At 54.7% G+C, this 12,554-nt stretch carries 11 protein-coding genes; 8 read left to right on the top strand and 3 right to left on the bottom strand.

Annotation, left to right across the window (positions count from 1 at the left end):
- Positions 1-71: 71 nt before the first annotated feature.
- On the top strand, positions 72-578 hold the full coding sequence (locus tag ACR0L3_RS08640; RefSeq protein ID WP_480745297.1) for a nuclear transport factor 2 family protein: 507 nt from the start codon (positions 72-74) through the stop codon (positions 576-578).
- A 324-nt stretch (positions 579-902) separates the two neighbouring features.
- On the opposite strand, the gene ACR0L3_RS08635 is transcribed toward ACR0L3_RS08640, so the two are convergent.
- Positions 903-2,036 (bottom strand): aromatic ring-hydroxylating oxygenase subunit alpha, encoded by a 1,134-nt coding sequence (locus ACR0L3_RS08635; RefSeq protein ID WP_480745296.1) that lies wholly within the window; start codon positions 2,034-2,036, stop codon positions 903-905.
- On the bottom strand, positions 2,033-3,190 hold the full coding sequence (locus tag ACR0L3_RS08630) for an aromatic ring-hydroxylating oxygenase subunit alpha (protein ID WP_480745295.1): 1,158 nt from the start codon (positions 3,188-3,190) through the stop codon (positions 2,033-2,035). Before ACR0L3_RS08630 ends, ACR0L3_RS08635 begins: the two co-directional genes overlap by 4 nt.
- Positions 3,191-3,321: 131 nt before the next feature.
- On the opposite strand from ACR0L3_RS08630, the gene ACR0L3_RS08625 reads away from it, so the two are divergent.
- Positions 3,322-4,251: a LysR substrate-binding domain-containing protein gene (locus ACR0L3_RS08625; RefSeq protein WP_480745294.1), complete on the top strand. Its 930-nt coding sequence runs from the start codon at positions 3,322-3,324 to the stop codon at positions 4,249-4,251.
- Positions 4,252-4,387: 136 nt separating this feature from the next.
- Here the strand turns inward: ACR0L3_RS08625 and ACR0L3_RS08620 are convergent, their stop codons facing one another.
- Entirely contained in the window at positions 4,388-6,457 is a 2,070-nt protein-coding gene (locus ACR0L3_RS08620; RefSeq protein ID WP_480745293.1) for an oxidoreductase, read from the bottom strand.
- A 157-nt stretch (positions 6,458-6,614) separates the two neighbouring features.
- Here ACR0L3_RS08620 and ACR0L3_RS08615 point away from each other — a divergent pair, with 157 nt between their 5' ends.
- The 6 genes from ACR0L3_RS08615 to ACR0L3_RS08590 all read left to right on the top strand — a co-directional run bounded on the left by ACR0L3_RS08615 (position 6,615) and on the right by ACR0L3_RS08590 (position 12,539).
- On the top strand, positions 6,615-7,418 hold the full coding sequence (locus tag ACR0L3_RS08615; protein ID WP_480745292.1) for a helix-turn-helix transcriptional regulator: 804 nt from the start codon (positions 6,615-6,617) through the stop codon (positions 7,416-7,418).
- Between the two features lie 174 nt (positions 7,419-7,592).
- On the top strand, positions 7,593-8,873 hold the full coding sequence (locus tag ACR0L3_RS08610) for a flavin-containing monooxygenase (protein WP_480745291.1): 1,281 nt from the start codon (positions 7,593-7,595) through the stop codon (positions 8,871-8,873).
- Between the two features lie 14 nt (positions 8,874-8,887).
- Positions 8,888-9,304: a RidA family protein gene (locus ACR0L3_RS08605; protein ID WP_480745290.1), complete on the top strand. Its 417-nt coding sequence runs from the start codon at positions 8,888-8,890 to the stop codon at positions 9,302-9,304.
- Between the two features lie 84 nt (positions 9,305-9,388).
- On the top strand, positions 9,389-10,063 hold the full coding sequence (locus ACR0L3_RS08600) for a DUF1028 domain-containing protein (RefSeq protein ID WP_480745289.1): 675 nt from the start codon (positions 9,389-9,391) through the stop codon (positions 10,061-10,063).
- A gap of 15 nt (positions 10,064-10,078) precedes the next feature.
- Entirely contained in the window at positions 10,079-11,575 is a 1,497-nt protein-coding gene (locus ACR0L3_RS08595) for an aldehyde dehydrogenase (protein WP_480745288.1), read from the top strand.
- Positions 11,576-11,600: 25 nt separating this feature from the next.
- Complete coding sequence (locus ACR0L3_RS08590) at positions 11,601-12,539, top strand: LysR substrate-binding domain-containing protein (protein ID WP_480745287.1); 939 nt, start codon at positions 11,601-11,603, stop codon at positions 12,537-12,539.
- Positions 12,540-12,554: the final 15 nt, after the last annotated feature.

Here is a 12,554-nt window from a genome sequence, read left to right as displayed (position 1 = left end):
TGACGCGGAACGCGCCGCCCAACGGTGGCGCGTCGAGCAAAAAACAGCTTGTGATACATGGGAGAAAATCAATGAAACTTTTGCCGACTTTGACGGTCGCTGCTTTTGCTGCCGCATCACCGGCTTTTGCCGGAGATGCCGCTCAGATCCAAACTGCGATAACAAGTATTGCTGCAGGAGCGGATCGCCATGATTGGGACCGCGTGCGAAACGCCTTTGCGGATGAGGTTACGCTGGACTACACGAGCCTTTGGGGTGGCGAGCCTGCAACGGCCACAGCGGATGACGTCGTCGCCCAATGGTCCGGTTTTCTACCGGGGTTCGACGTAACGCACCATTTGGTTACCAATGAAACGATCACATCCATCGACGGTGATCAGGCCACTGCGCAGGCGGATTTCACTGCAACCCATAGAATTGGTGAGGAGTTATGGGTGTTGGGTGGCCGGTATGATTATTCGCTCACAAATGTTGATGGGGTTTGGAAGGTTGGCCAATTAACCATGACTGCGCTTTGGGAAACGGGTTCTCGTGATCTGGTCGGGCAAGCCGCAGAACGGGCCAGCGCAGGCAACTGATCACGGTGCATTTTATAGAAGCGGTTCGACGTCAGACATCTGCGCCCCAACCGCAATTCTTACGGGCATGACCTACCTGCGCCCCTCGGAGATCACATCGTAATGATGGCATGCAAAGTAGCGAAGCAGCCTGCGTCGCGGATTTTAAGCCCGTCTGACTAACCCCGATCCAGCAACTGAAGCTGTACAGGAAAGGCTTTTGATGGAGCTTGAAAGCAATTCGAACAAGGCTTTTACAGTCAGCGCGTTTGCCTGTGCTTTTAAACGCTTTAATGGGCTGCAACCCAGGGCAATTGCGTACTGGTTGCAGCCTAAAGGCCGGCTTCAGACCGGAAATTGCCGCGACAGATAGCGGTAAAAATCCCAGATGGTTCCTTCATAATCGCTGGGAGCAAGATGGCCGGACGGCGCATGGCGTGAGCTGAGCGCCGTTTGCATTTTTTCCAGCTTTTCACGGTCTTCGCGATTTACCTCGTGCCATAGGGCGATGCGTTCATCCAATTCGTCCTGCGTCAGCTCATTGTCATACGTGGACAATGTCCACCGCACGCGAATGCAGTCCACGGATAACGGTCTGATTGAGAGTGAAACCAACAAGGTCGCGGCTTGGCTGGCCACCTGAGCGGGGAATACGTTGAACAACGTGGACCGGCGCCGTTCGTCTTCGGACAAACCGGGTGCCCCCATGCCTCTGGTTTCGGCGCTTGACGGGTAGTTCGCGCAATAGGCGGTGAATGTATCGTCAGACAGCGCCTTTCGGCTCAGGCCCGTCGGCGTGTAGGGATGTAGGGTTTCCGGATGCACGACGGACAGGTGGTATGCTTCCATGAAATTCTCGACAAGACACTTCCAGTTTGTGTGCCAGTCTTCTTCAAAGGTTGCGACGTGGCGCATCCTGTCTGTTTCATAGTTTTCAAGTAAAACTTCGAGCTGTTCAAGTCGCGGTGCAAGTGGTTCAGCTTCGTCGTCGAGATTGACATAGATAAACCCGTTCCACTGTTCACAGCGGAACTCTGGCAACGCACAACTGCCTTTCGTAACGCCTTTGTCGCGCATACGAGGGGCGTTCAGCAATTCTCCGTCCCTCGCATAACTCCAGGCGTGGTAGCTGCAAACGAACTTGCGCGTTGATCCCGATCCTTCGGCAATCGGCATGCCCCTATGGCGGCACAGGTTCGACAGGACTCTGATCTGTTCGTCATCGCCACGGACCACCAGTAAAGGCTCATCAAAAAGGTGTGCTGTGAAATAGTCCCCGGCTTGCGGGATTTCGTCAGCCCGACCCAGACAATGCCACTCCTTGCTGAGGAAAGTTTTTACTTCCAAATCAAAGAATTCGGGGTCGGTGTAAAACCAGCCAGGCAGGCATTGGGCCTCGGATTCGGGCAGGGCCGCGACCTGATGGAGCGTTTCGACCATTTCGGCGACCCGCTGCTTTTGGATCAGTTGCATTTTCATCTCGCCGCCTCCTGTTCGAAGACGCGGTTGAAACCGGCTGTTTTCTCGGCCAGATACTGCGTAAAGTCGTAAATCGGTCTTTCAAGATAAGACAGGTGTCCGGGCCGTGCTGCTTCAGAGTTCAACCCTTTGAAAACCTTCTCGGTGCAACCGCGATCTTCGACGTTCACGTCGTCGAGCAGCTTTTTGAGGGTAGCAATGTATTCGTCTGCCTTTGGGTCGGCCATGAATTCAGGGGAAAGCCCGCCACCATAGATGATCGAAACCTGCCCAGTCCCTTTGGGATGCAGCGACAGGTACCAGAAATAGCCGGGGGTCAGCGTGATCAGGTGACTTGGATAAAGCGTCAATAGAGCCGTGGTTTTGCGCCAATCGCCTTCCAAACGAGTATTGTCCGGGTGGGCGTTACCCATCGGCAGCGACGCCTCTTTGGTGATCCAGTGATAGTTGAAGTGCCTAAGTCCGGGCGGGCAATCCATTTCTTCCAGCTTGGAATGACCGCCAACCGTATCTGCGTGGCAGACCGGCAGATGGTAACTTTCCATGAAGTTCTCTGCCAGAACTTTCCAGTTCGTGTCCCAGACATGGGTCTCGCGGAAGCACTCAACATAGTTCTCCATGCCATATTGGGATACCATGCTCTCAAGTTCGGCCAGTTGCTGAGCCACTGGGGGCGAGTCTGGGTTTAGCGACACGTAGACCCAACCGAGCCATTCCTCACAGCGGATTTTCGGAAGCTTGTAGCTTTCCTTGCAGAACCCCGTTGTTTCTTTCATGAACGGTGCACCGCGCAGATTGCCCTCAAGATCGTAAGTCCATGCGTGATAAGGACAAACCAGAACGCGGGCGTTTCCTTCGCCCTCAACGATCGTGGACATGCGGTGCAGGCAGACATTTGAAAATGCTTGCAACTCTCCGGAACGGTCCCTCAGAACCACAATGGGTTGTTCCGCAATTTCTAGTGCGATGTAGTCGCCAGCATTCGCCAGCCGGCTGGCGCGTCCAACACAAACCCAGTCCTTGCCAAAGACGTTGTCCAACTCGCTGCGCAGAAAATCCTGGCTTGTGTAGACAGAAGGCGGCATGGCAACCGCGTTTTCCATCGAACGATGCGCGGCATCCAACAATTCGGTAACGGCCTGGTCCAACGACATAGGTGGCTCCTCGATCATGCGGTGAACCGATCAGCAGGCAGATTCGTCCTGTCTTGCTCGGATATTTTTAGGTTGCGCGTTTCTTGGAAAATATAAAAACTTAAAAAAAGTTGCATTGAGAAAGGTAAAATATGGTTCGTTTCACTTTGCGCCAATGCACCTATTTTCGAACCGTCGCTGAATGTGGTGGAATTGCGCAGGCCGCGCGGGTCCTGAACATCTCGCAGCCATCTGTGGCACAAGCGATACAAAAACTAGAAGATGTGACGAGTCTGATCCTGTTCGACCGTCACCATGCACGCGGTTTAACGCTTACGCTGCAGGGACGCCTTTTTCTTGAACATGTCCTGGAATTAGAGGCGCAGGCAGAGCGGGTTGATATTCAGGCAAAAGCTCTGGTCGCGGAAAAGGCTGGCGAGCTACGTCTTGGCGCGTTTCAGACCCTTGCGCCATTCTTTCTGCCAACCCTCATTCAAGACTTCCAGCGCGTGTTTCCGGACGTCCGTGTTCTGCAAACTGAATACGGGTTGGCCGCGCTAGGTGATGCGCTTCGAGCCGGTGAAGTTGACCTTGCTCTGACATACGACAGGGGGTGGTCTTTAGAGGGTTTGAAGGTCGTTAAGTTGGCAGCTTTGCAGCCAAAGGTGGTTATTGCATCGAACCACCCTCTGGCGCTGAAGGAACACGTTTGTTTGTCCGATCTTCAGGGACTCCCATATGTTATGTTTGATGGGCCTGGCAGCCGTGTGTATTTCGAAGACTTGCTGGCTGAAGCAGCCCTTTACCCAGAAATAGCCTATGCTTCAAACTCGCTAGAAACCGTGCGTAGCGCAGTGTCCGAAGGTTTCGGGTTCTCTTTTCTGATCATGGTGCCAGAGGCGTCAACGACTTATAACGGCAGAAGCGTTAAAGCCTTGAACTTGGTCGAGGAGCTTCGGCCGTTGAACATTGTGTTGGCTTACCATGAAGATCGTCCAGGCAAGTTCATCAACGGCTTTCAGGAGTTTGCTCAAACGTATTTCAGTCAACCGTTCGAGAAGCGGGCCGGAGAGCATACTTGATTTAGAGCATTACAATGAAATCACGCCTGTTTTCCTGACGATGCCCTATAGATCGGCTGCAAAGGACGTCAAAGGTCGGTCCTAAGCGCTAGGCGGCGGGTCACAAGCCCGCTCGCCAAAGGCCGTTTTTGGGTCGTCAATCCATTGCCAATTCCGTGATTTCGCGGCGGAATGGCAATGCGTCACCGATGTCCGGTCCATCCAGCTCGCGCGCATAGCGGTGCCCAGCGTATGTTGCCCACGCGATTGGGCCGGGTGCATCGGCGTCCCCGATTAGTTTGACGGATTTGATTCCTGCATCGGCCCAATCCGCTTCCTTGATCTTCAAAGCGTTGAAGACGGCGTTGTTTTCCAACCGCGATGCCACCATCACAACCGCGTCTGTTTCGATCTTCCAGACTCGGTCGGTATATACGCAGTTCGATACCACGTGATCCGAGTGGATTTCGGTCACACCCTGATTGAGAACGATATTGACACCAGCGTCCACCAGCCGTGGGTGAATGGCTATTTGTTCCAGTGTGTTGTTGGTCCAATCACTTACATAGGCCGAGGGCGTGACAAGCGTTACTTGCGCACCATTCTTGGCCAGCAGCTCGGCCAGAACGCCGCCCATGTAGTAATGATCGTCGTCGTAGACCACGACACGCCCGGTTGGAATGGTTCCATCCATCAGGTCGTCTGCGGTGTAGACTTTGGCGCCATCTGCAATAGGCATTGGAACCACATGTTGTCGGGCCACACCATCGCGGCGCCAGGTTGACCCTGTCGCGATGCAGACGTTTTCAAATCCAAACTCAAGGATACTGTCGGCGTCCAGTTCGCTCTCGCGATAGATTTCGACATTCGGGCGCTGGCTGAGTTGATAGTCGCGGTAGTCCACAACACGACCCCAAGCCGAAAGACCAGGCAACTGTCTTTCGCGGGTAACACGCCCGCCGATGACGTCGCGCGCCTCGGCCACTGCCACGTCATAGCCGCGGCGGCACAACGCCCATGCCGCTTCAAGCCCCGCCGGTCCGGACCCGACGATCAGCACATTCGAACTGTCGCCCTTTTGATTCATTTTCTCGGGGTGCCAACCCTTGCGCCACTCTTCCATGAAGGTTGGATTCTGCGTGCAGCGGCTGATCGACATGGTCAGGTCGCCGGTGATGCAGATGTTGCAGCCAATGCACTCGCGAATATCTTCGATCCGGCCTTCCTCGATTTTTTTCGGCAAGAAGGGGTCCGCGATCGAGGGCCGGGCGCAGCCGATGAAGTCCAGCGTTCCAGATTTGACCATCTTAGCCATGACGTCGGGCGAGGTAAATCGCCCAACCCCGACGATGGGTTTGTCGGTCAACTCGTGAATACCCCGCACCAGCTGTTCCTGCGCGGCTTCTTCCTTGAAACGCGATGGACCTGAGCAGTCTTCCCAGGTGCCTTGTGCAAGGTCCCATAGGTCAGGCAGGTCTTTGTTCATCTCGATATAGTCGCGCACTTCGGCGTTCGAGAATCCGAGCTCTCCAATGGTTTCATCCAGACTGACCCGCAGTGTAATCGCGATTTTGTCGCCAACGGCATCGCGCATATCGGCGATGACTTCCTGACTGAACCGAGCGCGATTTTCCAAAGAACCGCCGTATTCATCGCTTCGCTGGTTGGTCGCGCGGCTGAGAAAATGCTGGAAGATGCCGAACCCATGCGCGCCGTATAGGCATATCAGGTCAAAGCCGGCCTCTTTCGATCGCTTCGCTGCGTTCACAAACCAGCGGCGAAGGTCTTTGATATCCTGCTTGTCCAGCGCGCGGGCCTGAACTGGATCGTTGGTAAAGGTTCGAATGGGCAACGCCGAAGGGGCCAGCGGCACTTCCTTTGTGTACAGATTTGGACCGTTAATCCCGGAATAGGCCAATTGGATTCCAGCCAACGCGCCATGTGTTTTCATCCGTTCGGACATCTTCCGCAATTGCGGAATGTCCTTGTCCTCCCAAAGGCGTAGTTCGATAAAAGGCGTAATTTCCGATGTGTGGTGCATCTCGCACTGCTCGGTAAAAATTACTCCCCAACCACCTTCTGCCTTGATGCCCCGCATGGCAGCCGCTGCCGAGGGGTCCCTATATCCACCGCCATTGCAATGGGGCACCTGATAAAACCGATTTTTGGCTGTGTGAGGACCGATTTTCATCGGTTCGAACAGAATATCATAGCGTGGGTCGCGCATTGCTGGACCTCCCATTGGACTCTGGCGGTTTCGACCTTTTCTGGCCGCTCGTCTGATGATCTGAGGAGTTTTGAGCTTAAATATACCCCTCGGTTTTGCCTATTGTTTGTAGATATTGTAAAAAGAGGGGTATATACCCCCAAAGAGGTATGAGGCCATGAACCAAATCCCTGAACCCGGCCTTCTGGCAGATGCAATTACGGCAACTGGGTCGTCCGAGTTTCCGCAACGGCTTCATTTATGGCTCAATGCGACCTTGCGCTTCGACAATGTGACCATTCTTGCGTTTTTTGACCAACAGCCGCCAGAGGTTTTCCTGGCCCATTCCGCCGAACAACGCGTGTTCGAACGTATGAACAGCCACTATGTGACTGGAGCATATCTGCTGGACCCGTTTTATGCCCTTCACACAAGCCGATCCGTGGATGGGATGTACCGTTTGGCCGACATCGCGCCGGATCAATTCCAGCGAAATGAGTACTTTAAATCCTACTACCAGCGCACCACGCTGGCGGACGAAGTCGCGTTTTTCTCGTCTCCATCCCAAGGAGTTTCGATCACGGTATGCATCGGGCGGGATGCCACAACCGGATCAAAGTTTGGAATGCGCGATCTCAATCAAGCAAAACACTTAGCCCCAATTGTGAACGCGTTGGTCAGGCAAAACTGGTCGGACATCAGCCCTCAAAGCCAAGATGCGCCAGAAGGTGTTGTCGATCAATTACGGAACCGTTTGGTTTCGGAAATGAACATCGGGCTCAGCGCCCGACAAGCTGAAATCGCAATATTGATTCTGCAGGGCCACTCGTCCATTTCCATTGGTCTTACGCTTGGGATCAGCCCGCAGACAGTGAAAGTCATTCGCAAGCAGCTGTACAAGAAGTGCCGCATATCTTCACAGGGTGAGCTTTATTATTTGATCGCACCGTATTTGTCCGATCACGAGCGGACACAAGGTTAAGTCAAACGGATTAGTCAAAGCCTAATTAGGGGTAAGTCAGACAATAATTTCGTCGGTTTTCAACTTGTGGGAGTTTGCTAGCGAAACGCGCAGGGCGTGCTGGAGCGGTACAGTACGACGCAGCATTCCATGACCTTTCAGGTCGGATCAGGACGCAACAAAGGAAACCGATAAATGCCCATTGAAAAAACCGACACGCTGGTTGTTGGCGGTGGACAGGCCGGCATCGCGCTGAGTGAACATTTGGGAAACAACGACATTCCCCACGTCATTCTTGAGAAAAACCGGACTGCTGAAGCGTGGCGAACTGGTCGCTGGGACGCCTTGGTTGCTAACGGTCCAGCCTGGCATGACCGGTTCCCAAGTCTGCTGTTCAAAGGCGATGACCCGGATGCTTTTGTATCGAAAGACCGCGTGGCCGAGTATCTGGTTGAATACGCCGAAATGGTAAACGCTCCGATCCGCGAAGGTGTTGAGGCGCTGAAAGCGGAACGTCTGCCGGGAGAGGGCGGGTTTATCGTTCAAACGACAGCAGGCGAAATCCAAGCTAAACGCATTGTCGCTGCGACGGGTGCATTCCAACACCCTGTTATTCCTCCGATCGTGCCGGATACTATGGGTGTCGATCAGATCCATTCCTTCTATTACAAGAACCCGGATCAACTGGCCGAAGGGGCCGTAATGGTTGTTGGCGCAGGGTCGTCCGGCGCACAGATCGCTGACGAGTTGAACCGAGCCGGACGCAAAGTCTTTTTGTCAGTGGGCCCGCATGATCGCCCGCCTCGCCGCTATCGCGGCCGTGATTTTGTCTGGTGGCTGGGGGTGCTTGGCCTGTGGGACGTGGCCGCGATGAAACCGGGGACTGAACATGTGACCATCTCGGTCAGTGGGGCCTATGGTGGCCACACAATGGATTTCCGTCGTCTGGGCAACGAAGGTGTCACTCTTGTCGGCATGACGAGGAGTTTTGAGGATGGTGTCCTTAGCTTTGCCGATGACCTGCAACGCAACGTGGCAGCAGGTGACGCCAACTATCATGAAATGCTGGATTTGGCCGACGCTTACGTGGAACGCACTGGGATTGAGCTGCCGGAAGAGCCCATTGCACGCGAAGTATTCGCCGACCCCGATAGCCTGGCCAACCCGTTGAATTCGATTGATTTTGCCAAGGAAGGTATTTCCACAATCATTTGGGCCACCGGCTTCCGGCAGGACTTTAGCTGGATCAAGGCGAATGCGTTCGACGAAAAAGGCGCACCAATTCATCAACGTGGCGTGTCTGTTGAGCCAGACGTGTATTTCCTTGGCCTGCCTTGGCAGTCGCGCCGCGGATCGACCTTTTTGTGGGGCGTCTGGCACGATGCAAAATATATCGCTGACCAGATCGCGATTCAGCGTGCCTATGCCGATTATGATGGCAATGCAGCTATCGTTCCCTCCGCCGCAGCAGAATAAAACAGGACCCTGAAATGGCCCATACACGCATTCGAAAATTTAATACGAAAGAGACGTATCCTGAACAAAACCTCGACAATGATTTGTGTCAGGCGGTTGTGACGCAAGGCGGAAAGACGGTTTACCTTCGGGGGCAGTGCCCGCAAAACCTGGACGATGCAGTAAATATCGACAGCCACGACCCGGTCGAACAGACCCATAAGGTGATGCAGAATATCAAGCAGCTGATTGAGGAATGCGGCGGCTCGATGGAGCATCTGGTCAAAGTTGTCGTTTACATCACCGACGTACGTCATCGCGAGGCCGTCTACCGCACCATGGGCGAATATATCAAAGGTGTGCATCCGGTCTCGACCGGGTTGGTTGTTCAGGCGTTGGCACGGCCTGAATGGCTGGTTGAGATCGATGGCACAGCTGTCATTCCCGACTGATCTTGCCGATCATTTCTGGAAACCGGGTCGCGCTGAAACGCTCTCAAATCGCGCGACCCGGTCTTTGTCTTCAAGGAGGTCCGAATGACATTTTCATTGGTTGCTCGCTGTGCTGAAACAGGCATGTTCGGTCTGGCGATTTCGTCTTCTTCGCCAGCAGTGGCAGCGCGCTGTTTATTTGCTCGTGCGGGCGTCGGCGCTGTCGCTTCGCAGAACGTGACCGATCCAAGCCTCGGACCGCTTACGCTGGATTTAATGGAACAGGGTAAGACTGCGTCTGAGGCAATCGAAGAGATGAAGGCCCGAGCGAAATTCATTGAATACCGTCAGGTTTTGGCTGTGGACACTGCGGGGCGCACGGCAATCCATTCCGGCCCTAACTCTTTGGGCATCTGGACGCAGGCGCGGGCCGAGAATGTCGCCTCGGGTGGCAATCTTCTGGACAACGAAGGTATCCCGCAAGCGATTGTCGATGGGTTCCTGTCCACCTCGGGGCACATCGGGGATCGGTTGATCGCAGCTATGCGCGCCGGGCTTGCTGCTGGTGGCGAGGCGGGGCCCGTTCATTCGGCCGGCATGAAGATTGTCGACAAAGTCAGTTGGCCGGTTGCTGATCTGCGTTGCGACTGGACCGAGGATTGTCCAATTGAAGCCATCGCAACCGCTTGGGACATCTACAAGCCGCAGTTGGACGCCTATGTCCAGCGTGCGCTCGACCCGCGCGAAGCGCCTTCTTACGGCGTGCCTGGCGACGAATAAGCAGGGAGGGACACCATGTTCGACTATACACACGAAGATTGGAAAAGCCGTGCTGCGGACCTGTCGTTTCGCGGGCAGGCTTTCATCGATGGCAAGTTTGTCGATGCCGCATCAGGCAAAACCTTCGACAGTATAAACCCAGCCACCGGCGCGGTTCTGGCCCCAATTGCCGAATGTGATGAGGAAGACGTCAATCGCGCTGTTGCTGCTGGCCGTGCCGCGTTTGAGGATGGTCGCTGGTCGCGTATGGCGCCGGGGGATCGCAAGGCGGTGATGCTGAAACTGGCTGACCTGATCCGCGAAAACCTCGAAGAGATGGCGCTGTTGGACAGCCTCGATATGGGCAAATTGGTGACGGATGCCGCCACCATCGACGCCCCCGGTTCGGCGCATTTCTTTCAATGGTATGCCGAGGCCATCGACAAGGTTTATGACGAGGTTGCCCCAACCGGTCCGGGTGATTTAGCGCTTGTCCGTCGGGTGCCCTTGGGGGTCGTTGGTGCGGTCACCCCTTGGAACTTCCCGCTGGACATGGCGACATGGAAAGCCGCGGCAGCACTGGCTGCTGGTAACTCGGTCGTATTGAAGCCAGCCGAGCAATCTCCGTTGTCGGCGCTGCGATTGGCGGAACTGGCGGCCGAGGCTGGTATTCCGGATGGGGTTTTCAACGTAGTGCCGGGTTTCGGTACCACCGCTGGTCGGGCGTTGGGTTTGCATATGGACGTGGACTGTCTGGCATTCACGGGTTCGACGGCCATTGGTAAGATGTTCATGCAGTATTCCGGTCAGTCGAACTTGAAACAAGTCTGGCCGGAAACCGGTGGCAAAAGCCCCAATCTGGTCTTTGCCGATTGCGAGGACTTGGACGCCGCCGCCGACATGGCGGCCTTCGGTATCTTCTTCAATCAAGGCGAAGTCTGTTCTGCTAATTCGCGGCTGTATGTGGAACGTTCGATAAAGGATACATTTGTCGAAAAATTGATAGCGCGGGCGCAGGTCATGCAGCCAGGTGATCCTCTCGATCCGGCCTCGAAGATGGGCGCGATTGTTGATGAAAAGCAAACGCAAGGCATTATGCGCTTTGTGGAAGAGGGCAAGAAGACAGCCAATCTGGTGACAGGCGGCGAACGTGTCAGCGTCGAGGGTAAAGGCTGCTTTGTTCAGCCAACAATCTTTGACGACGTGGCCCACGACAATCCATTGGCTCGGGACGAGATATTCGGGCCTGTCCTTTCCGTCATTCCCTTCGATACAGAAGAGGAGGCGGTTCGCATGGCGAACGACTCGATCTATGGGCTGGCAGCGTCGGTTTGGACCGACAACTTGTCCCGTGCCTGTCGGGTGTCGGACAAGCTGATGGTCGGAACAGTATCAGTGAACACCGTTGATGCGTTGTCTGCGCAGACACCATTTGGCGGTATGAAGCAGTCGGGCTTTGGTCGCGATTTGTCATTGCACTCGCTTGAAAAGTATACTGCTTTGAAGACGACGTGGATCAAGTACAAGGCTTGATCTGCGACCAAACGGAGATGCGCCTTTGCCTTTCAGATACACGTTGCGGCAGCTTGAATATTTTGTGGCCGTCGGAAAGGCAGGTAGTATTGCCGCGGCCAGCGATAAGCTGAATGTTTCGTCTCCGTCGATCTCGGCGGCGATTACGCAGCTTGAGGTCGAGTTCGGTGTCAGCCTCTTTGTCCGCGAACACGCCCGCGGCCTTTCTTTGACCAAAGCCGGTCACAAGTTTATGGAACGCACCGAGTTCGTACTGCGTGAGGCTGAGCTGTTGGCCACACTCGCCGGGGAAATCACCGGCAAGGTCCAAGGCGTGCTTTCAGTTGGATGTTTGGTGACCTTCGCGCAAATCATCTTGCCGGGGCTGCGGCGGGAGTTCGAGAAAATCTATCCAGAAGTCCGTATTGAGCAAAGGGAGCTTAACCAGGCGGATATTTTCAGTCAGCTGCGTCGGGCTGAACTGGACATTGCGCTAACCTATGACCTGGATATACCCGCAGACCTTGATTTTCGACCTCTGCATGCACTGCCACCTTATGTGGTTCTAGGCCAAGACCATCCGCTGGCTGATAAGCCCGCGCTGGCAATTTCGGATCTTCAAGATAACCCTATGGTGTTGCTGGATCTGCCGTTCAGCGGCGAGTACTTCCTGTCCTTCTTCCGAGAAGCAAATATCAAACCAAATATAGCCGAACGTACCGCGGATATGTCGGTTATGCGTTCTCTGGTCGCGAATGGGTTCGGGTTTTCAATTGCCAACATTCGACCCATCAATGCGCTGTCACCAGATGGCAAAAAGCTGATCTTCGTGCCGTTGACGGGCGCCCTCAGGCCCTTGAATCTGGGTTTGCTCAGCGCGCGGAGCGAAAATGAAACAAACACGAAGAAAGCCTTTGTGGAGCACTGCGAACAAGCGGTGAAATCAGGCACACTTCCCGGCCTTTACGGTGGGGCGCCAACTTAGGGCAACTTCGGCTTC

The sequence above is a fragment of the Ruegeria sp. CK1 genome, assembly GCF_056536545.1.
Note: the sequence above shows the minus strand (reverse complement) of the source record. Positions and strands in the feature narration are given on the sequence as shown.

Coding starts and splice junctions, on each gene's coding strand:
- ACR0L3_RS08600 (WP_480745289.1), top strand. CDS start 9,389: ATGACATTTTCATTGGTTGCTCGCTGTGCTGAAACAGGCATGTTCGGT.
- ACR0L3_RS08625 (WP_480745294.1), top strand. CDS start 3,322: ATGGTTCGTTTCACTTTGCGCCAATGCACCTATTTTCGAACCGTCGCT.
- ACR0L3_RS08640 (WP_480745297.1), top strand. CDS start 72: ATGAAACTTTTGCCGACTTTGACGGTCGCTGCTTTTGCTGCCGCATCA.
- ACR0L3_RS08615 (WP_480745292.1), top strand. CDS start 6,615: ATGAACCAAATCCCTGAACCCGGCCTTCTGGCAGATGCAATTACGGCA.
- ACR0L3_RS08630 (WP_480745295.1), bottom strand. CDS start 3,190: ATGTCGTTGGACCAGGCCGTTACCGAATTGTTGGATGCCGCGCATCGT.
- ACR0L3_RS08595 (WP_480745288.1), top strand. CDS start 10,079: ATGTTCGACTATACACACGAAGATTGGAAAAGCCGTGCTGCGGACCTG.
- ACR0L3_RS08635 (WP_480745296.1), bottom strand. CDS start 2,036: ATGAAAATGCAACTGATCCAAAAGCAGCGGGTCGCCGAAATGGTCGAA.
- ACR0L3_RS08610 (WP_480745291.1), top strand. CDS start 7,593: ATGCCCATTGAAAAAACCGACACGCTGGTTGTTGGCGGTGGACAGGCC.
- ACR0L3_RS08620 (WP_480745293.1), bottom strand. CDS start 6,457: ATGCGCGACCCACGCTATGATATTCTGTTCGAACCGATGAAAATCGGT.
- ACR0L3_RS08605 (WP_480745290.1), top strand. CDS start 8,888: ATGGCCCATACACGCATTCGAAAATTTAATACGAAAGAGACGTATCCT.